The sequence below is a fragment of the Sphingomonas sp. RS2018 genome (genome assembly GCF_054489605.1).
In genome coordinates, this window is record NZ_JBTMWL010000003.1 from 440727 (window position 1) to 467617 (window position 26891).

The following is a 26891-nucleotide window of genomic DNA, read 5'->3' on the forward strand; positions in this document are numbered from 1 at the left end:
ATGAAGCTCTGCCGCTACGGCGCCGCCGGCCAGGAAAAGCCCGGCCTGATCGATGCCGATGGTCGCATCCGCGACATCAGCAACTATGTCGCCGACGTCGATGCCCATGCGCTGTCGCCCGACACGCTCGCCAACCTGTCGGCGATCGATCCGGAGACGTTGCAGCGGGTCGACGGCACGCCGCGCTATGGTCCATGCGTTGCCGGCACGCGCCAGTTCGTTGCGATCGGCCTGAACTACGTCGATCACGCGCATGAATCGAACCTGCCGATCCCCGAAGAGCCGGTCGTGTTCAACAAGTGGGTCAGCTGCATCCAGGGTCCGAACGATCAGGTGCGGATCCCGAAGGATTCGAAGAAGACCGATTGGGAAGTCGAGCTGGGCATCGTCATCGGTACCGCCGCGCACAACATCGACGAGGGCGCCGCCCTCGATCACGTCGCCGGTTATTGCGTCGTCAACGACGTCTCGGAGCGCCACTGGCAGACCGAGCGCGGCATGACGTGGGACAAGGGCAAGGGCTTCCCCACCTTCGGTCCGGTCGGTCCGTGGATGGTCACCAAGGACGAGGTCGGCGACGTTCAGAGCCTCGGCATGTGGCTGTCGGTCAACGGCAAGAAGGTCCAGGACGGCAACACGAAGACGATGATCTTCACCGTCGCGCAGATCGTGTCGTATCTCTCGCAGATCATGACGCTGCTGCCCGGCGACATCATCACCACCGGTACACCTCCGGGCGTCGGTCTCGGCCAGAAGCCCGAGCCCTGGTATCTGAAGGCCGGCGACGTCGTCGAGCTGGGCATCGAGAAGCTCGGGGCACAGCGCCAGGACTTCGTCGCATGGGATGCCGCGAAGTGACCGCCTCGACGACCCCCTATGCGGGCAGGTTCGCCGGGCGGACGGCGATCATCACCGGTGGCGCCTCGGGCCTCGGCCGCGCGGTCGCCGAACGCATCGTGGCCGAGGGTGGCCGGGTGTCGCTCTGGGATCTGAACGGCGCGCTGGAAACCGCGCGCGGCGAACTGGGCGGGGCGCACGGCGTCAACGTCGATGTGTCGGACGCTGCGGCGGTCGAGGCGGCGGCGCGCGACAGCCTCGCGGCGCTGGGGCAGGTCGATATCCTCGTCTGTTCGGCCGGCATCACCGGGCCGACCGTGCCGGTGCATGAATTCCCGATCGACGGCTGGCTGACGACCGTCGCGGTCAACCTGAACGGTCTGTTCTACTGCAACCGCGCGGTTCTGCCCCACATGCTGGAGCGAGGCTACGGCCGCATCGTCAACGTGGCGTCGGTCGCGGGCAAGGAAGGCAATCCCAACGCCTCGGCCTATTCGGCGACGAAGGCGGGCGTGATCGGCTTTACCAAGTCGCTCGGCAAGGAAGTCGCAGGCAAGGGCGTCATCGCCAATGCGCTGACCCCGGCGACGTTCGAGAGCCCGATCCTGGCGCAGCTGCCGCAGAGCCAGGTCGACTATATGCGCTCCAAGATCCCGATGGGCCGGCTGGGCGAGGTGCAGGAAAGCGCCGCGATGGTCTGCTTTATGGCGAGCGAGGAGTGCAGTTTCACCACCGCATCGACCTTCGACACGTCGGGCGGGCGCACGACCTACTGACGCGGGGGGGCGGGGGAGACTCGGATGGCACGCGACCTGCCTTTCATCGATGCGCATGTGCATCTTTGGGATCTTTCGCACATCCGCTATCCCTGGCTGACGCCGCCGTTCGCCGATGACGGGCCGAACGGCAGCGTCGAGCCGATCGCGCGCGATTATGGCCTCGACGACTATCTGGCGGATGCCGCCGGCTGGGACGTGCGCGGGATCGTGCATGTCGATGCCGGTGCGCATCCGGACGATGCCTTGCGGGAAACCGATTGGCTGCAGGGCATGGCCGATGCGCGGCTGCTGCCGAGCGCGATCGTCGCCTTCGCCGACCTCACCGATCCGGACGTCGAGACGCTGCTGGCCGCCCACGCGGCACGACCGAACGTCCGCGGCATCCGCCACATCGTCAACTGGCATGCCGATCCGCGCCGCACTTATTCACCAAGCGACGTGACGCTGGACCCGGCGTGGGCGCGCGGCTTCGCGTTGCTGTCGAAATACGGCCTCAGCTTCGACCTGCAGGCCTATCCCGGGCAGTTTCCGCACCTCGCACAACTGATCGAGCGGCACCCCGACACGCAGGTCATCCTCAATCACACCGGCATGGCCGTGCCGGGGGAGTGGGACGCGTGGCGCACCGGCATGGCGGCGCTGGCGCGGCTGCCCAACGTCGCGACGAAGCTGTCGGGACTGGGCTTCACCCACCGGCCGTGGTCGATCGATCAGGCGCGGGCCTATGTGTTGGAGGCGATCGATCTGTTCGGCACCGACCGCGCGATGTTCGCGAGCGATTTCCCGACCGACAAGCTGTTCGGGAGCTTCACTGAGCATCTCGATTCTTACGCCGCGATCGTGTTCGACCTGACTGCGTCGGACAAGCGTTCGCTGTTTGCTGGTAACGCTAACCGACTATATCGCTTGGATATTCGGTTATAGTACGACAAAAAAATTGTCGCGAAACTATGTCACGCCGTTGACAAGAAATCTCAACGTCTGCAATATTGTTCTACATATTGAAAAGCGAGCGACACGGGGCGGGGGCCTCGAGTTGCCGAGATCACGCACCTGGGAGGATATGATGGGTCAGACCAACTCGCGCCGCCGCGTCGCCGCCACTACGTCGTGGATGACGCTTGGCCTCGCACTCGCGTTCACTGCGACCGCCGCCAACGCACAGACCTCCGGCGCCGCCCCGGATCCGAACAGCGTGATCCAGGATGACGCGCAGGCCAGCCAGGAAATCCTGGTCGTCGGCTCGCGCGCCAGCCAGCAGTCGGCGAACAACCGCAAGAAGAACGCTGCGACCGCAACCGACTCGCTCGTCGCCGACGACATCGGTTCTTTCCCCGACCGCAACGTCAACGAAGCGATCTCGCGCATCCCGGGCGTGGCGCTGGGTCGCAACGAATTCGGCGAAGGCGAAAGCATCGCGGTACGCGGCAACGGTCCTGATCTGACCCGCGTCGAACTCGACGGGATCGGTGTTCAAAGTACTAATGCTCTGGCGATCGCCGGCGCCAGCGGCCGTGGGTCCGACTTGCGCGAGTTGCCAGCGGAACTGATCAAGAGTGTCGACGTCGTTAAGGGTTCGACCGCGGACCAGACCGAAGGCTCGCTGGGCGGTGGTATTCAGATCAAGACCCGCAGCGGTCTGGATTTCAAGAAGCCCTATTTCTCGATCCGGGGGGGCGCTCAGCAGAACTCGTTGGGTAAAGACTGGACGCCGGACTTCAACTTGGTGACTGCGCGCCGTTTTCTGAACGACCGGCTGGGTGTAATCGTTAGCGGAACGTATTCAAAGATCCAGAACAACGGTCACGGTTTCGAGAACACGACAAGCAACAACCGCAATTATTCGCGTCTCTATGATTTCGATAACTCACCGGAGAAGACGTTCGCTTTCAATCCCGCTACGGTTGGCACCGATTTGGCAGACGCCCCGTTCATGAGCGGAACGACCGTCCTGCTCGGCCCGGATGGCACGCCGATGACGCCACGAAAGCTGGTCACGACATCGGCCGGGGCTAAGAGCAAGGCGGAGTGCCTGACGTTGTTCCCCAACAATGCTACCGCGGGGACAGCACAGCGTGCGCAACGCATCCTTGAGCAGCAGACCTGCCTCAACCAGTGGAATGACTACACGCCTTCGCTGATCCGCAATTTCATGAACACACAGACCGACGAGCGCTACTCGGTCGACGCGCGGTTCGATTATCGCGTGACCGATAACCTGACCGTCTACGTGAAAGGAACGCGCGCGGATCGTAAGGTCCACGATCAAAACCGCAGCCGCACCCCGGTCACGCTGTTCAACGTCAACCCGTCTGCATATTCCACGGTATCGACGACAGGATATCCGCGGACACGCATTCTGTCGGCGGATGCCAATGCCAACGGCTACTACCTGTTCGATCCGCAATATGGTCTGAACAACGTCGGCAACAACGCCGTCCTCGGCAACGTGCTGAACATTCGTCCCGGTAGTGTCGTCGTCGACGCAAATCACAATGTTACGCAGCTGACGACCACCAATAATTCGGTGAACATCGATCAGATCGAGAACAAAATCGACACGGAAACCGCATACGCACAGGCCGGAGCCGAGTGGCGCAGCGATCGGCTGGAAATCGACCTGTGGGGCGGCATCACTCGCGCCCAGACTAGCCGTGGCGATATGCGAACCAATCGGTCCTATACCTACGGTGACGCAACACTCTCGTTGCAGAAAAACGGCCTCTGGGACATTCAGGTACCTGCGGGATATGATGAGACCAACCCGTCGAATTACGTTCAATTAAACGCTCCGGCGTGCGTATCCCTCGGCACAAACCCGGCCACGTGCGTCGGCCAGCTTGCGGTGGCCGCGAGCCCGAACGGACCGGCCACGCAACAGTACCTCGTGTCGCAACTGCCGCTGGTGACGCCTAGCTTCTCGGTACAGTATACGCCTGCACTAGGCATCTCGACGGAGAAGATCGCGAAGCTGGATGTGGCTTACAAAACGTTCGACGAACTTCCGTTCTTCACCCGCTTCAAGGTGGGTGCGATGTTCCGCAAGAACGATGTGCGTCGCTGGAACAATGGCGGATACACCGTCAGCGCCGCGCGTGGTACGTTCGGACAGTCGGACTATGTCCCCGCGGTGATCGTGCCAACTGCGATCGTGCGCGGTAATTACCGGGCGTGCCAGCCGACCGCGGGGTCGCAGGCGGTGGGCGGGCTGTCTTGCAACTATGGCTTCGTACCTTTTACCAACCCCGCGAACGTGCGCTCCGGTCTGGACACGCTGACCCCGCAGCAATTGCGTGATCTGTTCTCCAGCACGCTGGAGCCGAGCGACTCGGAATATTTCGGTGACTTGCCGAACCGCGGAAACCTTCCCAACGCATGGCAGGGCATCCGAACCGATGAGCTGTTTTCCCAACTGGGCGCGTCGCAGTTCATGAACTTCGACTGCCTCATCCGCTGCACCGGAAGTGACGGGAAGGTGTATGATCAGCCGGTCACGCGCGCAAACGAGACAATCAAGAATCTGTACGCGATGGCTGATTTCGAACAGGCCATGCCGCTGGGCTTGCTCATAAACGGCAATTTCGGCGTTCGCGCGGTGATCCGTGACGTCAAAGGCTCGGGGCTGCAGACGATCCAGGTGATCCGCAAGACTGGATCGTTCAACGAGTTGGACCCGACCAACCCGAACGGCATCACGACGCAGGCGTTCAGTCAACCGGTGACGTTGGACTCGTCGACAAAAGACATCTTGCCGACGGTCAACTTCAACCTATGGGGATTTAACGAGCGTCTTGTGCTCCGCCTGTACGGTGGCAAGACAATCGCGCCGGTTAGCATGAACCAGCTGATTCCTGGCGGAACCTGCACCGTGGGTGACGAGCGGCTGGGCAATGCGGCGGATGCCGACGACTTCAGCTGCACCGGTCGCGTCGGCAACCCAGGGCTGAAGCCGTTCACGGCATGGAATTACAACGCCAGTCTGGAATGGTATCCGAACGCTGACACTCTCTTTTCCGTCACCTACGGCAAGCTGGATGTGAAGATCGGTGCACCGATCAATGCCACCGCGACGACCCGCCCATTCGAGGGTAGTGCGCAGACCGATCCCATCACGGGGCGTCCGCTCTCGGAACTGGAATTTACCTTCCCGACCTATGGTAACGGGCCAGGGTACAAGCGCGATATTTGGGAGTTTTCGGTCAAGACGGCGTTTACGTCGTTGCCGTGGCTACTACGTCACACGGGCGTCGATGCGAACCTGTCGATCCTATCGTCTTCGACGACCAGCGGACAACAGGATCCGAACAGCGGAGACATCCTTCCGCCGCCGGATGAGTCGAAGTACTATCTGAACACCTCGCTGTGGTATGATGACGGCACGTTCAACTTCCGCGTTGCGTATCAGAAACGAACCTCACGCTTCACCTGTGTCACGCCTTGCGGCGGCAACACGACCGACATCAACTATCCAGGCGAGCAGTGGACCAACGTACGGCTTGTGGCGCCTGGTTATAATCCCGGCGTCGCGCGGTATTTCGACGGCAGCGAGTTTATCGATGCCAAGGCATCGTGGAACGTGACCCGCAGCTTCCAGGTCTACGTCGAAGGCCGCAACGTGGCCCGGGAAGCGCAGACCATTTCGACCGGGAAGTACATCAACTTCGCCGACGGCACTCCACGTGTGATGCGGTTACTGTACGGCGGTCGCCGTATCCTGCTCGGGGCGCGTCTGCAGTTCGGGCGGTAATCGGGCTTGACGATCGATGGGAAGGGGCGCTCCGTTGGGGCGCCCCTTTTCGTTTGGGAGTGGGAGACCATCAATGCGCATGTTCGCCATCCTTGCTGTCAGCGCCGTGACGCTCGTCGGATCATCCGCCGGTGGGCAGGCCAAGCGGGCCGACACCTGCTTCTGGCCGTCGCAGGTCAGCGGGTTCAGCGATGGTGGACGCGACAGGGCACTGGTGCGGATCGGCAGCCAAGCCGTCTGGGAGTTGACGGTCGGGCCGGGGTGCCCGAACATCGATTATGCGCTGCAGATCGGCATTCGCGCGCGGGGCGGGCAGCGGATCTGCGCCGGGCGTCCGGCCGAACTGATCGTGCCGTTTCCCGGCAGCGGATCGCGCAGCTGCCTGGTGCGCAACATCCGGCGCCTCAGTGACGCCGAGGCGGCACCGGTCATCGGACTGAAGAGGAAACCGCGGCCCTAGCTGCTGTGCGGCTTCAGTCGTCCAGCCGGTGGACGATGTGCGTACCGATGTCGGCGATGCGCGTCGTGCCGGTCAGCGCCATCGCGACCGTCATTTCCGCGCGGATCAGTGACAGCATATGGTCGATCGCGGCCTCTCCGCCCGCCGCCAGCGCATAAGCCCAGGCGCGGCCGAGCAAAACGCCCTTCGCCCCCAACGCCAGCATCCTCACCACATCCAGCCCCGACCGGATGCCGCCATCGGCCAGCACGGTCAGGCGATCGCCCACCGCCGCGGCGATCGGCGGGAGGGCGCGGGCGCTCGACAGCGTGCCGTCGAGCTGACGCCCCCCGTGGTTCGACACGACGATGCCGTCCGCTCCGGCGTCGGCCGCCAGCACCGCGTCATCGGCGTCGAGGATGCCCTTGATAACGATCTTGCCGGCCCATTGCGAACGGATCCAGGCGATGTCGTCCCAGTTGACGCGCGGTTCGAAATTGTCGCGCATCCAGGCGAAGAAATCCTCGAGCCCCGTGTTCGGCCCGAGCACCGGCGCGACGTTGCCCAGCGCATGCGGGCGACCGTGGACGCCGACGTCCCACGCCCAGCGCGGGCGCATCACCGCCTGCGCCGTGCGCCGCAGCGATCCGCGCCAGCCCGGCGCCCCGGCCAGCCCCGAACGATAGTCGCGGTAGCGTGATCCCGGCACCGGCATGTCGACGGTGAACATCAACGTCGGGCAACCGATTGCCGATGCCTTCGCCAGCAGATCGCGCATGAAGTCGCGGTCGCGGACCATGTAGAGCTGGAACCAGAAGGGGCGGGCGGCGGCGCGGGCGACCTCGTCGAGATCGCAGGCCGAGACGGTCGAGAGCGTAAAGGGAATGCCGGCCCTATCCGCCGAGCGCACCGCCTGGCACTCGCCACGACGCGCGTTCATGCCGGCGAGGCCGATCGGGGCGAGGGCAACCGGCATCGCCATGTCCTGGCCGAACAGGTTGGTGGTCAGGTCGATCTTCGACACGTCGCGCAGCACGCGCTGACGCAGCGCCACCGCCTCGAGATCCGCGATGTTCCGGCGCAGCGTCACCTCGGCATAGGAGCCGCCGTCGATGTATTCGAACAGGAACTTGGGCAGGCGGGCGCGGGCGCGCTCGCGATAGTCGATGACGGATGCGGCCTTCATGCTCGGTCCCCATGGGCTTTTGCCCGAGCCGTCGCGCTCGCCTGCCGCGCTGTCAAGCTGTTACGCTATACGAGACACGTTCCCATATTTCGATATTGTCACGCGCTGGCGCGCAGGATAGTCGTGCGGGCATAATCGGGAGAGGATGAGGATGCGGTGGATCATGGCCATTCTGGCGATTGCGACGCTGACCGATCCCGCGGCGGCGCAGGTGCGGCGCTTCAATTTCGAGGGCGCGAAGGCCGACGGCGCGACGCCGGTGGCGGCGGGGCGCGCGTATGACGGCGACTTCGGCTTCGAGGCGCGGGCGCCGGGGCTGTTCTCGGTCCGCGCGGCGCCGGGCAATTACCGGGTGACGGTGACGCTCGGTCTGCCGCGCGTCGCCACGGACACGACCGTCAAGGCGGAGGCGCGGCGGCTGATGCTCGATGCGGTCAAGGTGCCGGCGGGGCGCAGCGTCACCCGCAGCTTCATCGTCAACATCCGAGACGCCGCCATCGCGCCGCCCGCCGCCAATGCGCCGGGTGCCTCGCTGGTCGAGCTGAAGCCGCGGGAACGCGACAGCTTTACGTGGGACGACCGGCTGACGCTGGAGTTCGTCGGCCCGCGGCCCGGCGTGACCGCAGTCGCGATCGAGCCGGTCACCGTGCCGACTGTCTTCCTGCTCGGCGACTCCACGGTGACCGACCAGCAAGCCGAGCCGGCCGCAAGCTGGGGCCAGATGCTCACCGCGTTCATGAAGGACGATGTCGCGGTCGCCAACCACGCCGAGTCGGGTGAGACGATGAAGTCCTTCATCGCCGAGAAGCGCTTCGCCAAGGTGTTGGAAAGCGTAAAGCCGGGCGATGTCGCGCTGATCCAGTTCGGGCACAACGACCAGAAGGCCAACTGGCCGCAAACCTATGTCGCCGCGGACAGCACCTATCGCAGCTATCTGCGCGTGTTCATCGACGAATTCCGGCGGCGCGGCGTGACGCCGATCCTGGTGACCTCGCCCGAACGCCGCAACTGGACGGCGGAAGGCCGCATCCGACCGACGCTGGCGGACTATGCCGCCGCCGTCCGCGCCGTGGGCACGGAGACGGGCGTGCCGGTGATCGACCTGAACGCCGCGACGATCCGCATCTACGAAGCGCTGGGCAAGGACCGCGCGCCGCTGGCGTTCAACGACGGCGGCAAGGATGCGACGCATCACAATAACTATGGCGCATGGGTGCTGGCGCGCGCGATCGCGCAGGGTATCGCCGACGCGCGCCTGCCGCTGGCCGCGCATCTGAAGAGCGATCTCGGCCGGTTCGACCCCGCCTCCCCACCCGATCCGGCGCGCTTCATACTCGCGCCGAGCGGGATCAGCAGTGAAAGGCGCCCCGATGGCAATTGATCGCAGGACGATGCTGGCCGCATCAATGAGCGCGGCTCTGGCGGGCAGGGCGGCGGCGCAGGTGGCGACGAGCGCGGCGCCTGCATCGGAGCGGTTTCCGATCTGGCCCGGCCGTCCGCCGGGCGAGCCGGGTAAGGCGATCGCCGACGTGGTGATCCAGCGATCCGCGACACCGGGCGATACGGCGTGGACCAGTGTCGGCACGCCGATGCTGACCATCGCGCGACCGGCGAAATCGAACGGCGCCGCGGTGCTGCTGATCCCCGGTGGAGGCTACAAACGGATCGCGACGCGGCGGGAGCCGGGCGACATATCGCGGCAGATCGCGGCGCGCGGCTTCACGGTGTTCGAATTGTTGTATCGTCTGCCGCACGACGGCTGGGCGGCGGGGCCTGACGCGCCGTTGCAGGATGCGCAGCGCGCGATGCGGATTATTCGGGCCGGTGCGGGTAAGCGCTGGCCGATCGATCCGGCGAAGGTCGCCGCGATCGGTTTTTCGGCGGGCGGGCATCTCGCCGCGCGGCTGGCAACGCGGTCGGCGCTGAAGACCTATGACCCGGTCGACGCCATCGACGGCCAGCCGGCGCGACCGCTCGTTGCCGGGCTGTTCTTCCCGGTCATCACCATGCTGAACGAAAGCGTGCACTCGCCGTCGCGCACGGAGTTGCTGGGCAAGGCGGTTGCCGATCCGGTCGCGCAGCGACGCTGGTCGGCGCAGCTCGACCTGCCGGCCGACACGCCGCCGACGTTCGTCGCGACCAACGCCGATGACGGCAGCGTGCCGCCCGCCAACGCGCTGCTGATCCACGGTGCGCTGATCGCCGCGAAGGTGCCGACCGAGTTGCACATGTTCGAACGTGGCGGCCATGGCCTGCCCGCACCGCGGCGGGACGGGACGCCGGTGCCGTGGCTCGACCTGTTCCTGGGCTTCGCGGGCGACCACGGGATGCCGGACCGCCAAGCTTGACCGGCGCGGCCACGCGGCCCTAATCGCGGCATCCGAACGACGAGAGGACGCGCGCGATGAAGAAGCTCTATCCGGATGCCGCGGCCGCGCTCGACGGGCTGTTGCACGACGGGATGACGATCTGCGCGGGCGGCTTCGGTCTGTGCGGCATCCCCGAACGACTGATCGACGCGATCCGCGATGCCGGTGTCACCGGGCTGACGATCGCCAGCAACAATGCCGGCATCGACAACGAGGGGCTGGGCAAGCTGCTGCGCACGCATCAGGTCAAGAAGATGATCTCCAGCTACGTCGGCGAGAACAAGGAGTTCGAGCGCCAGTATCTGAGCGGAGAGTTGGAGGTCGAATTCTGTCCGCAGGGGACGCTCGCCGAGCGGTGCCGGGCGGGCGGGGCGGGCATCCCCGGCTTCTATACGAAGACCGGCGTCGGCACGAAGGTGGCCGAGGGCAAGGAAGTGAAGAGTTTCGACGGAGAGGACTATATCCTCGAACGCGGCATCCGCGCCGACCTGTCGATCATCAAGGGGTGGAAGGCGGACGAGGCCGGCAACCTGATCTTCCGCAAGACCGCGCGCAACTTCAACCAGCCTATGGCGACGGCGGGTAAGGTCTGCGTCGCCGAGGTGGAGGAGGTGGTGCCGGTCGGCAGCCTGGACCCGGACGCGATCCATCTGCCCGGCATCTATGTGAAGCGGATGATCGTCGGCGCGCCGTACGACAAGAAGATCGAGTTCCTGACGACCCGCCCGCGGGTGGCCGGGTGATCTGGCTGGTCGCGGCGGCGGCGCTGGCTGCGCAGGCGAGCGGCGAGGCCGCCGCGCAACCGCGCTCGACGCTCGTCCACGGCGCGTCCGGCGTCCCGCATCTGCATGCCAATGGGCAGCAGCCTTCGCTACCGCCGCTCAGGACCGAGGCGAGCGACGAAGCCGCAATCGACGCGCTGATCGGCAGGGTCTATGCCGTGATCTCAGGCCCAGCCGGTCCGCGCGACTGGAACGCGCTCAAGGCGCTGTTTGTGCCCGAGGCGCGGCTGGTGCCGGTGGGTGGAAAGGGGGCGCTGGTGCTCGACATCCAGGGCTATATCGACCGCGCCGGGCCGATGATGGCGAAAGAGGGCTTCTACGAAAGCGAGGTCGCGCGCCGGGTCGAGCGCTACGGCAATATCGCGCATGTCTTCTCGACCTATGAGAGCCGCCATGCGCCGGGCGAGAAGCCGTTCGCGCGCGGGATCAATTCGATCCAGCTGGTCTTCACGCCGAACGGCTGGCGCGTGCTGCACATCGTCTGGCAGGGTGAGACGCCGACGCTGCCAATCCCGGGCCGCTATCTGCCCGCACCGGGCAGGAAATGAAGGTCGTACGGGTCTTGCGCGCCGCAACCGTCCTCTCGCTGCCCGTCGTGCTGAGCGGGTGCATCGCCGCGGCGGTCATCCCGATCGCGGCGTCGTCGTCGGCCATCGTCAAGAGCCGGATGGACGCGCAACGCGCGACGCGCAAGGCGAAGCAGGCCGAGGATGCACCCCCACCGCCGCTCCGGACCGAGGCGGGGCGTGAGGCCGCGCGCCGGATGGAGGGTGCGACGATCGTCACCGGGGCGACCGCGCTGCCGCCGCCGTCTGGGGGCGCACCGGCGTCCGCCTCGTCCGTCGCGCCGCTGGCGACCGTGCCGGAGGGGATGCAGTATCTCTACGGCTCGGGCGAGGCGGCGGCGTCGTCGGTCCAGGCGTATCGTGGCCTGTCGCGCTACGTCGCCGATGTGGTGGCCTTCGGAAAGAAGACCGGCCGGCGGCAGGCGGTGCTGAGCGATGGCGCCACGCTCGACGCGCCGCAGTTCGAGCCGTGCGGACCCAAGCCGCTGGCGATCGTGCTCGACGTGGACGAGACCGCGCTGCTAAACCTGGGCTATGAGGGCGATGCCGCACGGCGCGGCAGCGGCTATGACGCCGCGCGCTGGGGCCGATGGGAAGCGACCGGCGCGGACAAGGTCGTCGCGGTGCCGGGCGCGAAGATGGCGCTGGACGCCGCCCGAACGCTCGGCATCACCGTCATCTTCAATTCCAACCGGTCAGCCGATACCGCGACGCAGACCGCCGCCGCGCTCGACCACGCCGGCCTCGGTCCCGCCGTCCATCGCCAGACCTTGTGGCTGAAGGGCGACGACGGCGGCGGATCGGGCAAGGACACGCGCCGCTGGGCGATCGCATCGGGCTATTGCGTGATCGCGATGGTCGGCGACCAGCTCGGCGACTTCTCCGACCTGTTCAACGCGCCGGCGCTGACGCCCTCCACCCGCCGGTCGATCGCCGGATCGCCCGCGGTGGCGGCGCTGTGGGGCGACGGCTGGTTCATGCTGCCCAACCCCGTCTACGGCACCGCGCTGAAGGGCGGGATCGACGATATCTTCCCCTACGACACCCGCTGGACCGATCCCGGCAGCGCCGCGCCCATGCCCGCGCCGACGCCCATTCAGGAGAACAAATGATGCCCTGGGACCGCAATCAGATGGCCGCCCGCGCCGCCAAGGAGCTGCGCGACGGCTTCTACGTCAACCTTGGCATCGGTATCCCGACCCTGGTCGCGAACAACATCCCCGATGGCATGACCGTGACGCTGCAGAGCGAGAACGGCATGCTGGGCATCGGCCCGTTTCCCTATGAGGGGGAGGCGGACGCCGACCTGATCAACGCGGGCAAGCAGACGATCAGCGAGCTGCCCTCCTCGGTCTATTTCAGCAGCGCAGACAGCTTCGCGATGATCCGCGGCGGACATATCGACCTGACCGTATTGGGCGCGATGGAAGTGGCCGAGAACGGCGACATCGCCAACTGGATGATCCCCGGCAAGATGATCAAGGGCATGGGCGGGGCGATGGATCTGGTCGCCGGCGTCAAGAAGATCATCGTCGTGATGGAGCATACCTCCAAGAACGGCGACCCGAAGTTCATCCCCGAATGCACGCTGCCGCTGACCGGCAAGAACGTCGTCGACATGATCGTGACCGATCTCGCCGTGTTCCAGCGCCCCGACCATGCCTCGCCGTTCCGCCTGGTCGAGCTGGCACCGGGCGTCACTGCGGACGAGGTCGCCGCGAAGACGACGGCTAATTATGCGCCGATGGGGTGAGGCGGGGCGGGCGCGCCGTCGCGCTCGCGCGTCTCGGGCATCTTCCAGGCATAGAGCGCAAGGCCGATCGCGGCGATCCCGGCCAGTGTGATGAAGGCGGTGTCGTAGCTGCCCCAGACGATCAGCGCGCCCGCGATCGTCGGGCTGAGTGCACCGCCTGCCCCCTGTATCGTCGCGACCGCGCCCTGCGCGACGTTGAAGCGCCCGGTGCCGCGGGTGATCGATGCGACGATGACGGGGAACAGCGCCCCGAAGATACCCGCGCCGATGCCGTCCAGCGCCTGCACGGTCAGCAGCCAGAACGGCGCATCGGAGACTGTGTAGAGCACGCCGCGCAGCGCCAGCACCGCGAACCCTGCCAGCATGATCGGCCGATGCCCCCAGTCATTGGCCTTGCGCCCGACGACGATCGCGACCGGCACCATGACGAGTTGTGCCGCGACGATGCAGGCCGCCATCAGCGACGTCGCTTGTCCGGCGCCGACCTCTCGCCCCAGCAGCTGACCGACCGACGGCAGCATCGCCGCATTGGCGAGGTGGAAGACGAAGGCGGTGGCGGCGAAGATGCCGAGCGCGGGCGTGTGGGTCAGAACGTTCAGAATCGAGGGCGGCGCTTGGGTGTCTTCCGCCTCCTCGTCCGGGCAACCCCGCGCGACGCCGTGATCGATCGCGCGCGGATCGATGCGCAGGATCGCGGCGATGCTAAGCACCGACAGCGCCGCCATCAGATAGAACACCGCGACCGGGCCGAACCGCCACGCGGTCAGCCCGGCGATCGTCGCGGCGACGGCGTTGCCGGCGTGGTTGAATGCCTCGTTCCGGCCGATCCGGCGCGCGAACGCCTTAGGCCCAACGATGCCGAGCGAAATCGCGGCGAGACCCGGCGCGAAGACGGCGCCGGCTACTGCGGCGGCCGACTGGCCGATCGTCACCAGCGTGAAGCCGCCGACGAACGGCAGCGACAGCGAACCCAGCGTCACCGCGATCGCCGCGACGACAAGCACCGCCCGCTTCGCGTGGATGCGATCGATCAGCGCACCGGCCGGCGTCGTCGCCAGCAGCCCGGCGACCCCGGCGATCGTCAGCACCAATCCGACCGTCGCCTCGTTCCACCCCCGCTCGGGCCCCCGCACCGCGAGCAGATAGATGGCGAGATAGGGGCCCAACCCGTCGCGCACGTCCGCTAGGAACAGGTTGGCGGCGTCGAGCGCGCGTTCGCTGCGATGGCGAACCGGTGCGGCATGGGTATGCGGATCGGTCGGCAGCATCGGCGTCCCCTCGCGACGGCCAAGCGCCGGCCCGCGTGGAAACGGTGTGACGTAAGTTTGTTTCCTCAAGGAAACGATACGCAAGAAAGAATTCGGAAGGGCGCCGACGACAGGAAGTTGCGCCCAGACTTGCGTCTGCACATCTTTCGTCTAACCAGCCGGCATCATGGCCAGTCGACCCCTCACGCTATACGAGAAGATCTGGGCAGATCACGTCGTCGAACGCCGCGACGACGGGACGTGCCTGATCTACATCGATCGTCACCTCGTCCACGAAGTCACCAGCCCGCAGGCCTTCGCCGGGCTGCGCGCCGCCGGTCGAGCCGTGCGGCGCCCCGACCTGACGCTGGCAGTGCCGGACCATAACCTGCCGACGACGCCGCGCGTCGATGCGGCGGGCAACGCGCTGCCCATCGCGGACCCGGAAAGCGCGAACCAGCTGTCGACACTACGCGCCAACGTCGCCGAGTTCGGCGTGCCTTATATCGACGCGCTGTCGGCCGAGCAGGGCATCGTCCACGTCGTCGGACCGGAGCAGGGCTTCACTCTGCCGGGCACGACTCTGGTCTGCGGCGACAGCCATACCTCGGCGCATGGCGCGCTCGGCGCACTCGCGTTCGGGATCGGCACGTCGGAGGTCGAGCATGTGCTGGCGACGCAGACGCTGTTGCTCCAGCAGTCGAAGACGATGGAGATCCGCGTCGATGGCTCGCTCGGCTTCGGTGTCAGCGCCAAGGACGTCGTGCTTGCGATCATCGGCCGCATCGGTGCGGCGGGCGGGACCGGCTATGTCGTCGAGTATACCGGCGAGGTCATCCGTGCGCTGTCGGTCGAGGGGCGCCTGACCGTCAGCAACATGTCGATCGAGGGCGGTGCGCGCGCCGGGCTGATCGCGCCGGACGAGACGACGTTCGCCTATATCAAGGGTCGGCCGATGGCGCCGTCCGGGCAGGACTGGGACCGTGCGGTCGAGACATGGCGGCGGCTGCCGTCCGATGCCGGTGCGCAATATGACGCGGTGGTGCGGATCGACGGCAGCGACATCGCGCCTTCGCTCACCTGGGGCACCAGCCCGGAGGATGTCGTGTCGATCACCGGCAGCGTGCCGGATCCCGACAGCTTCGCCGACCCCGCCAAGCGCGTCGCCGCGCGCAAGTCGCTCGACTACATGGGGCTGGAGCCCGGCACGCGAATGCAGGATGTGGCGGTGCAGAACGTCTTCATCGGCAGTTGCACCAACAGCCGCATCGAGGATCTGCGCGCCGCCGCCGCGGTGGCGGAGGGGCGCCACGTCGCCGATGGCGTCCGCGCGCTCGTCGTTCCCGGGTCCGGGCTGGTGAAGCGGCAGGCGGAGGCCGAAGGGCTCGACCGCGTGTTCACGAGCGCGGGCTTCGAGTGGCGCGAGCCCGGCTGTTCGATGTGCCTGGCGATGAACCCCGACAAGGTGCCGCCGGGCGAGCGTTGCGCCTCGACCAGCAACCGCAACTTCGTCGGCCGGCAGGGTCCAGGCGCGCGCACGCACCTGTTGTCGCCAGCGATGGCGGCGGCGGCGGCGGTGACGGGGCGGCTGGCCGATGTGCGCGACCTGATGGGAGGGCGGTGAGATGGAGGCGGTTACACAGGTATCCGGCACCGCCTATCCGTGGGGCGCCAAGAACATCGACACCGACGTTATCATCCCCGCGCACTGGCTGAAGACCACCACCCGCGAGGGGCTGGGGCGGGGGGCGTTCGAGACGGTGCGTGCGACGGAAGGCAACGTCTTCGACGACCCGCGCTATGCCGGATCACCGGTGCTGATTGCCGGCGACAATTTCGGATGTGGCTCCAGCCGCGAACATGCCGCATGGGCGCTCGCCGACCTGGGCATTCGAGCGGTGATCGCGCCGAGCTTCTCCGACATCTTTTCCGGTAACGCGTTCAAGAACGGCATCGTACCCGTCGTGCTGCCGCAGGCGGCGGTCGATCGGCTGGTGGAGGCGGCGAAGGACGGCGAGGTGACCGTCGATCTCGAGACGATGACGGTTACCACCAGCTATCAGGATCGCTTTCCGTTCGAACTCGATGCGTTCCGCCGCGACTGCCTGATGGGGGGGCTGGACGAGATCGGGCTGACACTGGCACAAGATACCGCGATTTCGAAATTCGAATCCGCGGATCGGGCTTACCGGCCGTGGATCGCCGGGAGAGGCCATCATGCTGGGGTTGTTGTCTGAAGCGCCGGGCGGACCGGAAACACTGAAAATTGCCGACTTGCCCGATCCGGTGGCGGGTGCGGGGCAGGTCGTCGTCGCGGTACGCGCCTGCGCGATCAACTATCCCGACGTGCTCATCATCGAGGATCGCTATCAGTTTCGACCGCAGCGGCCGTTCGCGCCGGGCGGCGAGATCGCCGGCCTGATCGAGAGCGTCGGCGAGGGCGTGACGGGATGGGCGATTGGCGACCGCGTCGTCGCAGTGATCGGCCATGGCGGTCTCGTCGAGAAGGTCGCGGTGCCGGCGGCGGCGTTGTACCGCTTGCCCGAGGGGCGGGACTTCGCAGAGGGTGCGGCGCTGCTGCTCACCTATGCCACCACGATTCATGCGTTGCTCGATCGCGGACGGTTACAGGCTGGGCAGAATCTGCTGGTGCTGGGTGCTGCGGGTGGCGTCGGTCTGGCGGCGATCGAGCTGGGCAAGGCTTACGGCGCGCGCGTCGTCGCGGCGGTGTCGTCGGACGAGAAGGCGGCGGCAGCGCGGGCGGCCGGCGCGGACGACACGATCGTCTATGGCCGCGCACCATTCGACAAGGATGCGTCGAAGGCGCTGGCCGAGCAGTTCAAGGCGGCGGGCGGCAAGGGTGGCTTCGACGTGATCTACGATCCGGTCGGCGGTGATTATGCCGAGCCGGCGCTGCGATCGATCGGGTGGGAGGGGCGCTATCTGGTCGTCGGTTTCCCGGCGGGCATCCCGAAGCTGCCGCTGAACCTGACGCTCCTCAAAAGCTGCGACGTCTGCGGCGTCTTCTGGGGCGCCTTCGCCGCGCGCGATCCGCAGGCGAATGCGGCACATGTCGCGACGCTGTTCGCGCTGTGGCGCGAAGGAAAGATCAGCCCGCGCGTCACCGAACGCTTCGCGCTGGCCGATGGTGGCGCGGCGATCGCGAAGATGGCGGGGCGCGGCGCGATCGGGAAGCTGGTGGTGCAGATCTGAGGTCCCGCGCGGGCGTTCAGGCGCCCGCGCGGGTCGGGACCGTTACTTGGCCGGCGGCGTGGCGGGCGTCGTCGGCGTAGCGGCGGGCGTACGCGACTGGCGGATGCCATTCGCGATGCCGGTGCGCGCCTGGGCGAAGCTGGCATCGACCTGCTGGCGCGCGGTGGCCTGTGACTCAGCGGGGACGGCGGCGAGCTGCACGTCGATCGCCGCGCGCAGCGCAGTCTCGTCGGCCTTGCAGGTCGCCAGCACCTGATCGGCACCAGCCTCCGGCGTCACCGTCGCCGGCACCTTGGCGATGTTGCTGCGGATGCAGGTGGAGAAGGCGGTCGACTTCGCGCCGATGTCCGCACCCGGGTTCGGCGCGGGGGTGGCCGGTGCGGCGGTCTGCATCGCGATCGTCAGGGCCAGCGTAGTCAGGAACATAAGAAACATCCTCTCGACAGATTCGGACGTGCAGATAGCAGAGCCGCGCGCCGGCGCCAGCCGATGTCGCCGTCGGCAGCCGTTGCGCGTCCGGCGCACCCGCCCTATCTCCGTCCCTGAAACGACAGGGGCATCCGAATGACGACCTTCGACGACCGCGAGCGCGCTTTCGAAACCAAGTTCGCGCGCGACGAGGAAATGGCGTTCCGCGTCATCGCCCGCCGCAACCGGCTGGTCGGTCAGTGGGCCGCCGAGAAGATGGGGCTGACGCCCGAAGAGACGGACGCCTATGCCAAGGCGGTCGTGCAGGCGGATTTCGAGGAAGTCGGCGACGACGACGTGCTGCGCAAGCTGCTGGGCGACCTGACCGCCGCGTCGGTCGAGGTCGACGAGGCCACGGTGCGTCGCGCGCTGGAAGAGGCGACGGTAGATGCCCGCCGCCAGCTGATGGACGCGCAGTAACCGCCATGCCGATGGCCGCCGACGACATCGCCGACCTGATCCGCACCGGCATCCCCGATGCTGAAGTCCAGATCACGGATTTGGCTGGCGATGGTGATCATTATGCCGCGCGCGTCGTCAGTGCATCCTTCCGCGGCATGCCGCGCGTGCGCCAGCATCAGGCCGTCTATGCGGCGCTGGGCGGGCGGATGGGGGGCGTGCTTCACGCGCTGCAACTGACGACCGCCGTTCCACAGGAGTAGTTATGACCGACCCCGTACAGGCCCGCATCGGCGAGATCGTCGCGAAATCCGACGTTCTGCTGTTCATGAAGGGCAGCCCGCTGTTCCCGCAGTGCGGTTTCTCCAGCCGCGCGATCGCCATCCTCCAGCATCTCGGCGTCGAGTTCGACTCGGTCGACGTGCTGCAGGACCAGGAAGTCCGCCAAGGCATCAAGGCGTTCAGCGACTGGCCGACCATCCCGCAGCTCTATGTGAAGGGCGAGTTCGTCGGCGGATCGGACATCATGATGGAGATGTACGAGAGCGGCGAACTGAAGGCGCTGCTGGACGAGCAGGGTGTGTCGGCGGCGAGCTGAATAGCTGCTGCCTAACTTCGCGGCTATGCCTCGCCGTGCTCCCGCAAAGGTCGGAGCCTAGAGCCGCAAGTGGCAGCTCTCGTTAACTTTAGGCTCCCGCCTGCGCGGTAGCAGCAGTGTGGCTGGTAAGTACTTGTTACGGCTGATTTCGTAGAGCCGGGTGCGGGCGGGTCGCTTTTACGGAAACCGGGAGCGGCGACCCGCCCTGCTGAAGCGCCATGACGCTCGGCTGCCAAAATCATCGCACATCATGTGCCATCCCGCAGTATCGGCAGTTTTCCGCGGCACTGAGCGGTTAACGTTCCTTGCCTGACGACGCTGCCTGTAAAACTTCCCGACACGTTGGCGACAGGGCCGTTCATCGTCGATTCAGGCTTGCGACTACATCCGTAATCATGTAGACCACAGATGTAGTCGGGAGGGTTGAACGATGACCGAGCGGATCAGCGATGCGGAGCATGCGGTGATGGAGGTGCTGTGGGATGCAGCGCCGCTCACCGCGCAGGACGTCGCCGAGCGCGTGGCGCCGGCACGGGGATGGACCACCAACACCGTCAAGACGTTGCTCGGGCGATTGCTTGCCAAGGAGGTCGTCGGGCATGAGGAGGACGGTCGCCGTTACCTCTATCGCCCGCTGGTCGAGCGGGGGGATTATGTCTCGGGTGAATCGCGCCGCCTGATGGACCGGCTGTTCGGCGGCAAGCTGACGCCGCTGGTCGCGCATATGGCCGAGCGCGACGAGCTGACCGCCGAGGACATCGCCGAGATCGAGGCGCTGTTGCAGGAGCTGCGGTCGTGATCGCCTGGGCCGTCGAGACGGTCATCGCGACGACGCTGCTGATGGTCGTCGTGCTGATCCTGCGTCGCCCGGTGCGGCGCGCGTTTGGACCCGCGGTCGCCTATTCGCTGTGGGCGATCCCCGCCGCGCGGATGATCCTGCCGCCGCTGCCAGCCGCCTGGCAGGGGGCGGCGATGCCCACCCTGCCCGTGCCGGAGGATGTTACCATCTATCTGGGCGTGCCGATCACCACCTTCGCCGCGGAGCCAGCGAGCGGGATCGGCTGGCCGGCGGTGATGCTCGCGCTGTGGCTGGTCGGCACCATCGGGTTCGTCGCCTATCACATCGTGTCGCACGCCCGCTTCTGCGCGCGGTTGCGCCGCGATGCCGACCGGGTGATCCCGTTGGCGTCGGGCAATGTGCGGATGATCGAGTCCGCGGCGGCGACGGGTCCGCTGGCGTTCGGCGTGCTGCGCAAATACGTCGCCTTCCCGCGCGATTTCGCCGAGCGGTACGAACCGCTGGAACGCGACCTGGCGCTGGCACACGAGCTCGGCCACCATGCCCGCGGCGACCTGATTGCCAACTGGGCGGCGCTGGTGATGCTGGGCATCCACTGGTTCAATCCGGTCGCGTGGCGCGCCTATCGCGCCTTCCGCGCCGATCAGGAGATGGCGTGCGACGCGCTGGTCCTGTCCGGCCGCGCCCGCGACCTGCGCATCGCTTACGGCCGCGCCATCGTAAAATCGGCGCACGGCGGGGCCGTATCCGCCGCCTGCCACCTGCACACTATCAACGAGATCAAGGGGAGACTGAAAATGCTCGGAAAGCATGAGAAGACCAGCCGCGCACGCCTGTTCGGCGGAGCGGGTGCCCTGGCCGCACTGGCCGCCGCCGGCTTGGCCGTCACCGCATCGGGGACGCAGGCGTCGGAGCGGGTCCGTTCGTCGGTCGAGACCGCGACCGGCGTCGATTTGGCCAGCGTAGAGCTGCCGGCGCTCCCGGCGCTGATGCAGGCCGCTCGGGTGGCTCCGCCGGCACCGCCCGCACCCGTGGCGGCAGCGCCCGGCACCTCGGTCGATCGCAGCGACACGGTTACCACCGTCGACGGCAAGTCGAAGCGTCACATCCGCGTCATCGTGCGCGACAAGGACGGCAAGGTCACCGAGACGACCAGCGACGACCCCGCTTTCCGCGTCGCGCTGCCCGAAGGCGTTGGCCTGTCGCGCATGCTCGTAATCAGGGACAAGGACGGCAAACCGGCGACGTTCAAGGGCGGCGGCATGCCCCCGGAGGCGCTCGCCGCATTGCGCGACATGCCCGAGATGTCGTCGCGCGACTGCAAGGACAGCGAGGGCAAGCCGAACGAAAACGTCATCAACCGCACCGACGGCAAGAAGAAGCTCATCATCATTTGCACCAACCGCATCCGGCGTACGGCCACGCTGGCGATGGCGGACGCGAAGATGGCTCAGGGCCGGGCCATCTTCATCCAGCGCGATGCCGAAGCCTCCGCGCTCGCCGGCCTGCGCATGGCTCGCCGCAGCATCGAGGCCAATCGCGACATGGACGCCGCCGCTCGCACCAACGCGCTGAACGGCATCGACACCGCGATGCGCGAACTTGAGAGCAAGAAGGACTGACGGACCCGTTCGATCGATCCGGTCCCGCGCATGTTACCCTGCGTGCGCGGACTAGTTCCGGACGGTCCTGCGGGGCGGCGTCGGACGAGTTCCCTCGGGAGGGGGGAGCGTCTGGCGCCGCTTCGCCTTGTGTTGCCTCCCCGCCTTGTGCCGGCGGCGTCGGCGGGCCATCTGACCGGAAATGACGGACACACCCGCCACGCTCGATCCCCGGATCGCCCGCTTGACCGCCAACAATCCGTCGCCGTTCACCGAGCGGGGTACGCAGAGCTATATCGTCGGCACGCGCGACGTGGCGGTGATTGATCCCGGTCCGGCGGGGGACGAGGCGCATTTGGCGGCGCTGCTGGCGGCGATCGACGGGCGTCCGGTCGTCGCGATCGTCTGCACCCACACGCACCGAGACCATAGCCCGCTTTCCCGCGCCCTGAAGGCCGCGACGGGCGCGCCGATCATCGGCTGCGCACCGCTGTCGCCCGATGACGAGGGCGTGCGGGCCGACGCCGCGTTCGACCGCGACTATGCGCCCGACCGCGTGCTGGCGGACGGGGATAGCGTAGGTGGCGAGGGCTGGACGCTGACCGCGCTGGCGACGCCGGGGCACACCTCCAACCATCTGTGCTTCGCGCTGCCGGAGATTGCGGCGCTGTTCAGCGGCGATCATGTCATGGGCTGGTCGACCAGCATCGTGTCGCCGCCCGATGGCGACATGGGCGACTATATGGAGAGCCTGGAAAAGCTACTCGGGCGCGAGGAGAGTGTCTACTATCCCGGCCACGGTGCTCCGGTCGAGAACCCGCAACGGCTGGTGCGCGGCATGCTGGGGCACCGGAAGCAGCGCGAGGGGCAGATCCTGCGCCTGCTGCGCGGCGGGGCGCAGGGGATCGGGGCGATGGTGGCGGCGATGTATCCCGACGCCCGCCTGCACCGCGCGGCGGAACGATCGGTGCTGGCACATCTTCTGGATCTTCGGCGGCGCGGACTGGTCGCAGGACAGGAAGGACAATCATGGTCGATCGCCGCCTGAACCCCGGACAGTTGATCGGCGCCGCGATCGCTATCGCCCTTGTCATCGTCGCGGTGTTCGTCGGGCGCGGGCTCTACGATCGCTTCGCCGACAGTTACGTGGTCGAGAAGCGCGAGGATGGACAGGCGGTAACGCAGGTCGTCCGCGCGACCTTCTCCCGCGCCGCGGCGCTGAAGGTCGGATCGCTGGCCGGCAGTGTGCAGGCGACCGCGAGCGACCGGCGGCTGGGCGGCATGCTGACCGCGGACCGGGTGATAAAGGCGCCGTTCGCGGTCGATTACTTCATCGACGTGTCGAAGCTGGGAGCGGGCGACTATCGCTACGATCCCGGTACGCGGACGTTGGTCATCGACGCGCCCGACGTGACGGTCGGCGCGGCCAATGTGGACGAGGCGCGGCGGACGCTGAGCGAGACGCGCGGCCTGTTCGTGACGCGCGCGGCGTTCGAGGCGATGTCGCAGCGTGTATCGGCAGCGGCGCAACGCGCGGCATCGAGCGAGGCACAGAAACCCGAGCGGCTGGCGCAGGCGCGCGACAATGCCCGGAGGGCGCTGCGCGACCTGCTCGTCCCGCCGCTGGAGGCCGCGGGTGCGCAGGATGTGCGCGTGCTCGTAACCTTCCCTTACGAACGCTCCGGTCCGCGCGAGCGGTGGGACCAGTCCCGCTCGGTCGATCAGGTGCTGACCAACAGCTATTGATCGAAACCGCGGTGCGGGCCACATGCGCGCTCTGACGAGAGGACCTGCCGATGAACGTGACGACCAGCCTGACGGGCATCGACCTGCGCGAAGAGATCAACCGGCTGCGCAAGGAAAAGAACGCGGTCATCCTCGCGCATTATTACCAGAAGCCGGAATTGCAGGACATCGCCGACTTCGTCGGTGACAGCCTGGACCTGTCGAAGAAGGCGGCGGAGACGGATGCCGACGTCATCGCCTTCTGCGGCGTGCGCTTCATGGCGGAGGTCGCCAAGATCCTGTCGCCGAACAAGATCGTCGTGCTGCCCGACATGGACGCCGGGTGCAGCCTGGAGGACAGCTGCCCGCCCGACCAGTTCGCCGCGTTTCGCAGCGCTCATCCCGATCACATCGCGCTGACCTACATCAACTCGTCGATCGAGGTGAAGGCGCTCAGCGACATCATCGTGACCTCCTCGTCGGTCGAGAAGATCCTGAGCCAGATCCCGAAGGACCAGAAGATTATCTTCGGACCGGACAAGCATCTGGGCGGCTATTTCTCGCGAAAGACCGGGCGCGACATGGTGTTGTGGCCGGGTGTGTGCATCGTGCATGAGGCGTTCAGCGAAACCGAGCTGCTGAAGCTGAGGGCGCAGCATCCGACCGCGCCGGTCGCCGCGCATCCCGAATGCCCGCCGCACGTGCTGGACCACGCCGACTATGTCGGTTCGACCAGTGGCATCCTGGCGTTCGCGAAGGATTTTCCGGGCGACACGCTGATCGTCGCGACCGAGCCGCACATCATCCACCAGATGGAAAAGGCCGTCCCGGAGAAGCACTTCATCGGCGCACCGGGCGCGGACGGCAACTGCAACTGCAACATCTGCCCGTACATGGCGCTGAACACGATGGAGAAGCTCTACATCGCGCTGCGCGACCTGCAGCCACGGATCGAGATCGATGACGATCTGCGCCTGCGGGCCAAGAAGAGTCTGGATGCGATGCTGTCGATGGCGTCGGCGACGGTGGGAATGGGCGATCTGGGGCCGGCGAAGGTAACGGGGGACTGAGACCCGTCCGTTTCCGCTGAGCCTGTCGAAGCACTGCCCTTCCTCCCTGTTTATCGCTCTTGGCACGAAGAAGGTCAGCCCTTCGACAGGCCAGGGAGAACGGGGAGGGGGTGGCGTCAATCCACCCGCGTCAGCCCGGCCGCATACTCCCGCGCCTTCGCGACATAGACCTGAGCCGATCCGCGCAGCATCGCCTTCGCCGCGTCGTCCAGCTGGTGGATGGCCCGCGCGGGACTGCCGACGATCAGGCTGCCGGGCGGGAAGCTCTTGCCCTCCGTCACCAGAGCTCCGGCGCCGACGATGCAATCCTCGCCGATGATCGCGCGGTTGAGCACGATCGCACCCATGCCGATCAAGGACCGCGCGCCGACGGTGCAGCCATGCAGGATCGCGTGATGGCCGATCGTCACGTCCTCGTCGATCGTCAGCGGGGCGCCGGGATCGCTGTGCAGCGCCGCGCCCTCCTGCACGTTGCTGCGTGCGCCGATCAGGATCGGGGTGTTGTCGCCGCGGATGACCGCGGCGAACCAGACGCTGGCCTCTGCACCCAATTGTACATCGCCGATGACGTCGGCGCTCGGCGCGACCCAGGCGTGCTCGCCGAGCATCGGCTGTTTGCCCGCGATCGCGTAGAGCGGCACGTCAGGAGAGGCCCGGGATGAGCCCGCCGAGCAGATAGCCCGCTGCAGACATCGCCGCCGCCGCGGGAATGGTGACGAACCACGCAAAGACGATGTTCGATGCCACTGCCCAGCGCACCGCCGTGAGCCGCCGCGCTGCGCCGACGCCGACGATTGCGCCGGTGATGGTGTGGGTGGTCGACACCGGAATGCCCATGTGGGTGGCGGCGAACAAGGTGATCGCGCCGCCGGTTTCGGCCGCGAAGCCCTGCGCCGGGGTCAGCCGGGTGATCTTCGATCCCATCGTATGGACGATCCGCCAGCCGCCCGACATCGTGCCGAGCGCGATGGCGACATAGCAGCTGATCGCCACCCAGAAGGGCACTGCGAACTGGCCGTCGATCAACCCCTGTGAATAAAGCAGCGCGGTGATGATCCCCATCGTCTTCTGCGCATCGTTGCCGCCGTGACCGAGCGAATAGAGCGCGGCGGAAACGAGCTGCAACTTGCGGAAGCGCTTGTCGACGCCGAGCGGGGTCAGCTTCAGGCTGGTCCAGGCGACGACGAGGACGAGCAGCAGCGCGAGCGCGAGACCGATCGCGGGCGAGATGAAGATCGCGGCGACGGTCTTGATGACGCCGGGCCAGACGATCGGGTCGATCCCCGCCTTGGTGATCGTGGCGCCCAGCAGGCCGCCGACCAGCGCGTGGCTGGACGACGATGGAATGCCCTTCACCCAGGTGATGACATTCCACGCGATCGCGCCGCACAGCGCGCCGAAGATGACGCGCGGATCGACGATGTTGGCGTCGACGATGCCCGCGCCGACCGTCTTCGCAACCGCCGTGCCGAACACGAAATACGCGGTGAAGTTGAAGAACGCCGCCCACACCACCGCCACCACTGGCGACAGCACCCGCGTCGCGACCACCGTCGCGATCGAATTCGCCGCATCGTGAAGGCCGTTCAGGAAATCGAACAGCAGCGCGACGCCGATCAGGAAGACCAGCAGGGTGAAGGTGATGGTCATCGGATCACGCGTGATCGATCACGAGGCCCTGGATCTCGTTCGCGACATCCTCGAACCGGTCGCAGACGCGCTCCAGATGGTTGTAGATCTCGCGCCCGACGATGAACGCCATCGGGTCCGATTTGGTGGCGGCATAGAGCGCGCGAAGGCCCGCGTCGTGCATGTCGTCGGCCTTGCCCTCGATGCGGACGAGGCGTTCGGTCAGTTCATGCAACAGTGCCGCGTTGGGGGCGAGCTTGCGCAGCAGGGGGATCGCCTCCGCCGTTACCTTGGCGGCTTCGACGATCGCCTCGCTCATCGCGCGCATCTGCGGTTCGAAGGCGGCGACCTCGTAGTTCGAGATCGTCGTCGCGGTCTGGTTCATCTGATCGATCGCGTCGTCCATCACACCGATCAGGTCGGTGATGGCGCTGCGGTCGAACGGCGTCACGAAGACGCGGCGGACGTCCATCAGCACTTCGCGCGTGACGTCGTCGGCTTCATGCTCGCGACGGACGATCTCGGCGACATGGTCGCTGATCCGCCCTTCGGCGTTCATCAGGCGCGACAGCGCCTCCGCGCCGGCGACGAGGATGGCGGCATGCGCCTCGAATTGATCGAAGAAGCGCCCCTGACTGGGCATCAGCTTCTGGAACCAGCCCAGCATGGGCATTTCTCCTGGGA

General features: G+C 66.7%; 27 protein-coding genes and 1 pseudogene. 22 read left to right on the forward strand and 6 right to left on the reverse strand.

The window, feature by feature from the left end; genetic code table 11:
• The 5 genes from ACX40P_RS11570 to ACX40P_RS11590 all read left to right on the forward strand — a co-directional run bounded on the left by ACX40P_RS11570 (nucleotide 1) and on the right by ACX40P_RS11590 (nucleotide 6823).
• The gene (locus tag ACX40P_RS11570) at nucleotides 1-858 is read left to right on the forward strand and encodes a fumarylacetoacetate hydrolase family protein (protein ID WP_459126487.1); all 858 of its coding nucleotides are present in this window, start codon (nucleotides 1-3) and stop codon (nucleotides 856-858) included.
• Nucleotides 855-1613, forward strand: coding sequence for an SDR family NAD(P)-dependent oxidoreductase (locus ACX40P_RS11575; RefSeq protein WP_459126488.1), 759 nt, complete (start codon nucleotides 855-857; stop codon nucleotides 1611-1613). Before ACX40P_RS11570 ends, ACX40P_RS11575 begins: the two co-directional genes overlap by 4 nt.
• Before the next feature lie 24 nt (nucleotides 1614-1637).
• On the forward strand, nucleotides 1638-2540 hold the full coding sequence (locus ACX40P_RS11580; protein ID WP_459126489.1) for an amidohydrolase family protein: 903 nt from the start codon (nucleotides 1638-1640) through the stop codon (nucleotides 2538-2540).
• Between the two features lie 142 nt (nucleotides 2541-2682).
• Entirely contained in the window at nucleotides 2683-6363 is a 3681-nt protein-coding gene (locus ACX40P_RS11585; RefSeq protein WP_459126490.1) for a TonB-dependent receptor, read from the forward strand.
• A gap of 73 nt (nucleotides 6364-6436) precedes the next feature.
• Nucleotides 6437-6823 carry a DUF6491 family protein gene (locus tag ACX40P_RS11590; protein ID WP_459126491.1) on the forward strand — a complete coding sequence of 129 codons (387 nt, stop codon included), beginning with the start codon at nucleotides 6437-6439 and terminating at the stop codon, nucleotides 6821-6823.
• Nucleotides 6824-6836: 13 nt separating this feature from the next.
• On the opposite strand, the gene lldD is transcribed toward ACX40P_RS11590, so the two are convergent.
• Entirely contained in the window at nucleotides 6837-7988 is a 1152-nt protein-coding gene (gene lldD, locus ACX40P_RS11595; RefSeq protein ID WP_459126492.1) for an FMN-dependent L-lactate dehydrogenase LldD, read from the reverse strand.
• Nucleotides 7989-8139: 151 nt separating this feature from the next.
• Between lldD and ACX40P_RS11600 the strand changes: the two genes are divergently transcribed.
• The 6 genes from ACX40P_RS11600 to ACX40P_RS11625 all read left to right on the forward strand — a co-directional run bounded on the left by ACX40P_RS11600 (nucleotide 8140) and on the right by ACX40P_RS11625 (nucleotide 13458).
• On the forward strand, nucleotides 8140-9369 hold the full coding sequence (locus ACX40P_RS11600) for a rhamnogalacturonan acetylesterase (protein WP_459126493.1): 1230 nt from the start codon (nucleotides 8140-8142) through the stop codon (nucleotides 9367-9369).
• Between the two features lie 25 nt (nucleotides 9370-9394).
• A complete protein-coding gene (locus ACX40P_RS11605; RefSeq protein WP_459126494.1) occupies nucleotides 9395-10336 on the forward strand; it encodes an alpha/beta hydrolase in 942 nt (313 codons plus the stop codon).
• A 56-nt stretch (nucleotides 10337-10392) separates the two neighbouring features.
• Nucleotides 10393-11100, forward strand: coding sequence for a CoA transferase subunit A (locus tag ACX40P_RS11610; protein ID WP_459126495.1), 708 nt, complete (start codon nucleotides 10393-10395; stop codon nucleotides 11098-11100).
• The gene (locus tag ACX40P_RS11615; protein WP_459126496.1) at nucleotides 11097-11687 is read left to right on the forward strand and encodes a nuclear transport factor 2 family protein; all 591 of its coding nucleotides are present in this window, start codon (nucleotides 11097-11099) and stop codon (nucleotides 11685-11687) included. The genes ACX40P_RS11610 and ACX40P_RS11615 overlap by 4 nt, the downstream gene beginning before the upstream one ends.
• Nucleotides 11688-11902: 215 nt before the next feature.
• The gene (locus ACX40P_RS11620) at nucleotides 11903-12817 is read left to right on the forward strand and encodes an HAD family acid phosphatase (RefSeq protein WP_459126659.1); all 915 of its coding nucleotides are present in this window, start codon (nucleotides 11903-11905) and stop codon (nucleotides 12815-12817) included.
• Entirely contained in the window at nucleotides 12817-13458 is a 642-nt protein-coding gene (locus ACX40P_RS11625; RefSeq protein ID WP_459126660.1) for a CoA transferase subunit B, read from the forward strand. The genes ACX40P_RS11620 and ACX40P_RS11625 overlap by 1 nt, the downstream gene beginning before the upstream one ends.
• On the opposite strand, the gene ACX40P_RS11630 is transcribed toward ACX40P_RS11625, so the two are convergent.
• A complete protein-coding gene (locus ACX40P_RS11630) occupies nucleotides 13440-14726 on the reverse strand; it encodes an MFS transporter (protein WP_459126497.1) in 1287 nt (428 codons plus the stop codon). The two genes, ACX40P_RS11625 and ACX40P_RS11630, sit on opposite strands and share 19 nt — an antisense overlap.
• Nucleotides 14727-14892: 166 nt before the next feature.
• Here ACX40P_RS11630 and leuC point away from each other — a divergent pair, with 166 nt between their 5' ends.
• Genes leuC through ACX40P_RS11645 form a run of 3 tightly spaced genes read left to right on the forward strand, consistent with a single transcriptional unit; the run spans nucleotide 14893 to nucleotide 17918 of the window.
• Nucleotides 14893-16329 carry a 3-isopropylmalate dehydratase large subunit gene (gene leuC / locus ACX40P_RS11635; protein ID WP_459126498.1) on the forward strand — a complete coding sequence of 479 codons (1437 nt, stop codon included), beginning with the start codon at nucleotides 14893-14895 and terminating at the stop codon, nucleotides 16327-16329.
• Nucleotide 16330: 1 nt separating this feature from the next.
• On the forward strand, nucleotides 16331-16942 hold the full coding sequence (gene leuD, locus ACX40P_RS11640; RefSeq protein WP_459126499.1) for a 3-isopropylmalate dehydratase small subunit: 612 nt from the start codon (nucleotides 16331-16333) through the stop codon (nucleotides 16940-16942).
• The gene (locus ACX40P_RS11645) at nucleotides 16923-17918 is read left to right on the forward strand and encodes an NADPH:quinone oxidoreductase family protein (RefSeq protein ID WP_459126500.1); all 996 of its coding nucleotides are present in this window, start codon (nucleotides 16923-16925) and stop codon (nucleotides 17916-17918) included. Before leuD ends, ACX40P_RS11645 begins: the two co-directional genes overlap by 20 nt.
• Nucleotides 17919-17960: 42 nt before the next feature.
• Here the strand turns inward: ACX40P_RS11645 and ACX40P_RS11650 are convergent, their stop codons facing one another.
• Nucleotides 17961-18344: a hypothetical protein gene (locus tag ACX40P_RS11650; RefSeq protein ID WP_459126501.1), complete on the reverse strand. Its 384-nt coding sequence runs from the start codon at nucleotides 18342-18344 to the stop codon at nucleotides 17961-17963.
• Nucleotides 18345-18482: 138 nt separating this feature from the next.
• On the opposite strand from ACX40P_RS11650, the gene ACX40P_RS11655 reads away from it, so the two are divergent.
• The 8 genes from ACX40P_RS11655 (at nucleotide 18483) to nadA (ending at nucleotide 24578) form a co-directional block, all read left to right on the forward strand.
• Nucleotides 18483-18806 (forward strand): DUF1476 domain-containing protein, encoded by a 324-nt coding sequence (locus ACX40P_RS11655; RefSeq protein ID WP_459126502.1) that lies wholly within the window; start codon nucleotides 18483-18485, stop codon nucleotides 18804-18806.
• 5 nt (nucleotides 18807-18811) lie between these two features.
• Nucleotides 18812-19048, forward strand: coding sequence for a BolA family protein (locus ACX40P_RS11660; RefSeq protein WP_459126503.1), 237 nt, complete (start codon nucleotides 18812-18814; stop codon nucleotides 19046-19048).
• 2 nt (nucleotides 19049-19050) lie between these two features.
• Nucleotides 19051-19383 carry a Grx4 family monothiol glutaredoxin gene (grxD, locus tag ACX40P_RS11665; protein WP_459126504.1) on the forward strand — a complete coding sequence of 111 codons (333 nt, stop codon included), beginning with the start codon at nucleotides 19051-19053 and terminating at the stop codon, nucleotides 19381-19383.
• 430 nt (nucleotides 19384-19813) lie between these two features.
• Nucleotides 19814-20182, forward strand: a complete 369-nt coding sequence (locus ACX40P_RS11670) for a BlaI/MecI/CopY family transcriptional regulator (protein ID WP_459126505.1) — start codon at nucleotides 19814-19816, stop codon at nucleotides 20180-20182.
• Nucleotides 20179-21804, forward strand: coding sequence for a M56 family metallopeptidase (locus ACX40P_RS11675; RefSeq protein ID WP_459126506.1), 1626 nt, complete (start codon nucleotides 20179-20181; stop codon nucleotides 21802-21804). Before ACX40P_RS11670 ends, ACX40P_RS11675 begins: the two co-directional genes overlap by 4 nt.
• Before the next feature lie 181 nt (nucleotides 21805-21985).
• On the forward strand, nucleotides 21986-22831 hold the full coding sequence (locus tag ACX40P_RS11680) for an MBL fold metallo-hydrolase (RefSeq protein ID WP_459126507.1): 846 nt from the start codon (nucleotides 21986-21988) through the stop codon (nucleotides 22829-22831).
• The gene (locus ACX40P_RS11685; RefSeq protein ID WP_459126508.1) at nucleotides 22813-23529 is read left to right on the forward strand and encodes a DUF4230 domain-containing protein; all 717 of its coding nucleotides are present in this window, start codon (nucleotides 22813-22815) and stop codon (nucleotides 23527-23529) included. The genes ACX40P_RS11680 and ACX40P_RS11685 overlap by 19 nt, the downstream gene beginning before the upstream one ends.
• A gap of 50 nt (nucleotides 23530-23579) precedes the next feature.
• Nucleotides 23580-24578 (forward strand): quinolinate synthase NadA, encoded by a 999-nt coding sequence (gene nadA, locus ACX40P_RS11690; RefSeq protein ID WP_459126509.1) that lies wholly within the window; start codon nucleotides 23580-23582, stop codon nucleotides 24576-24578.
• A 116-nt stretch (nucleotides 24579-24694) separates the two neighbouring features.
• Here the strand turns inward: nadA and ACX40P_RS11695 are convergent, their stop codons facing one another.
• The 3 genes and pseudogenes from ACX40P_RS11695 to ACX40P_RS11705 form a co-directional block, all read right to left on the reverse strand.
• Nucleotides 24695-25219 carry a gamma carbonic anhydrase family protein gene (locus ACX40P_RS11695; RefSeq protein ID WP_459126510.1) on the reverse strand — a complete coding sequence of 175 codons (525 nt, stop codon included), beginning with the start codon at nucleotides 25217-25219 and terminating at the stop codon, nucleotides 24695-24697.
• 1 nt (nucleotide 25220) lies between these two features.
• Nucleotides 25221-26228, reverse strand: coding sequence for an inorganic phosphate transporter (locus ACX40P_RS11700; protein ID WP_459126511.1), 1008 nt, complete (start codon nucleotides 26226-26228; stop codon nucleotides 25221-25223).
• Nucleotides 26229-26232: 4 nt separating this feature from the next.
• Nucleotides 26233-26874, reverse strand: a pseudogene (locus ACX40P_RS11705) (DUF47 domain-containing protein); the annotation flags it as partial.
• Nucleotides 26875-26891: the final 17 nt, after the last annotated feature.

What these genes read in the sequence shown, in the direction of transcription:
- ACX40P_RS11570 (WP_459126487.1), top strand. Translation starts at nt 1, where the DNA reads ATGAAGCTCTGCCGCTACGGCGCCGCCGGCCAGGAAAAGCCCGGCCTG.
- ACX40P_RS11580 (WP_459126489.1), top strand. Translation starts at nt 1,638, where the DNA reads ATGGCACGCGACCTGCCTTTCATCGATGCGCATGTGCATCTTTGGGAT.
- ACX40P_RS11585 (WP_459126490.1), top strand. Translation starts at nt 2,683, where the DNA reads ATGGGTCAGACCAACTCGCGCCGCCGCGTCGCCGCCACTACGTCGTGG.
- ACX40P_RS11590 (WP_459126491.1), top strand. Translation starts at nt 6,437, where the DNA reads ATGCGCATGTTCGCCATCCTTGCTGTCAGCGCCGTGACGCTCGTCGGA.
- lldD (WP_459126492.1), bottom strand. Translation starts at nt 7,988, where the DNA reads ATGAAGGCCGCATCCGTCATCGACTATCGCGAGCGCGCCCGCGCCCGC.
- ACX40P_RS11600 (WP_459126493.1), top strand. Translation starts at nt 8,140, where the DNA reads ATGCGGTGGATCATGGCCATTCTGGCGATTGCGACGCTGACCGATCCC.
- ACX40P_RS11605 (WP_459126494.1), top strand. Translation starts at nt 9,395, where the DNA reads ATGAGCGCGGCTCTGGCGGGCAGGGCGGCGGCGCAGGTGGCGACGAGC.
- ACX40P_RS11610 (WP_459126495.1), top strand. Translation starts at nt 10,393, where the DNA reads ATGAAGAAGCTCTATCCGGATGCCGCGGCCGCGCTCGACGGGCTGTTG.
- ACX40P_RS11620 (WP_459126659.1), top strand. Translation starts at nt 11,903, where the DNA reads ATGGAGGGTGCGACGATCGTCACCGGGGCGACCGCGCTGCCGCCGCCG.
- ACX40P_RS11625 (WP_459126660.1), top strand. Translation starts at nt 12,817, where the DNA reads ATGCCCTGGGACCGCAATCAGATGGCCGCCCGCGCCGCCAAGGAGCTG.
- ACX40P_RS11630 (WP_459126497.1), bottom strand. Translation starts at nt 14,726, where the DNA reads ATGCTGCCGACCGATCCGCATACCCATGCCGCACCGGTTCGCCATCGC.
- leuC (WP_459126498.1), top strand. Translation starts at nt 14,893, where the DNA reads ATGGCCAGTCGACCCCTCACGCTATACGAGAAGATCTGGGCAGATCAC.
- leuD (WP_459126499.1), top strand. Translation starts at nt 16,331, where the DNA reads ATGGAGGCGGTTACACAGGTATCCGGCACCGCCTATCCGTGGGGCGCC.
- ACX40P_RS11645 (WP_459126500.1), top strand. Translation starts at nt 16,923, where the DNA reads ATGCTGGGGTTGTTGTCTGAAGCGCCGGGCGGACCGGAAACACTGAAA.
- ACX40P_RS11650 (WP_459126501.1), bottom strand. Translation starts at nt 18,344, where the DNA reads ATGTTCCTGACTACGCTGGCCCTGACGATCGCGATGCAGACCGCCGCA.
- ACX40P_RS11655 (WP_459126502.1), top strand. Translation starts at nt 18,483, where the DNA reads ATGACGACCTTCGACGACCGCGAGCGCGCTTTCGAAACCAAGTTCGCG.
- ACX40P_RS11660 (WP_459126503.1), top strand. Translation starts at nt 18,812, where the DNA reads ATGCCGATGGCCGCCGACGACATCGCCGACCTGATCCGCACCGGCATC.
- grxD (WP_459126504.1), top strand. Translation starts at nt 19,051, where the DNA reads ATGACCGACCCCGTACAGGCCCGCATCGGCGAGATCGTCGCGAAATCC.
- ACX40P_RS11670 (WP_459126505.1), top strand. Translation starts at nt 19,814, where the DNA reads ATGACCGAGCGGATCAGCGATGCGGAGCATGCGGTGATGGAGGTGCTG.
- ACX40P_RS11680 (WP_459126507.1), top strand. Translation starts at nt 21,986, where the DNA reads ATGACGGACACACCCGCCACGCTCGATCCCCGGATCGCCCGCTTGACC.
- ACX40P_RS11685 (WP_459126508.1), top strand. Translation starts at nt 22,813, where the DNA reads ATGGTCGATCGCCGCCTGAACCCCGGACAGTTGATCGGCGCCGCGATC.
- nadA (WP_459126509.1), top strand. Translation starts at nt 23,580, where the DNA reads ATGAACGTGACGACCAGCCTGACGGGCATCGACCTGCGCGAAGAGATC.
- ACX40P_RS11700 (WP_459126511.1), bottom strand. Translation starts at nt 26,228, where the DNA reads ATGACCATCACCTTCACCCTGCTGGTCTTCCTGATCGGCGTCGCGCTG.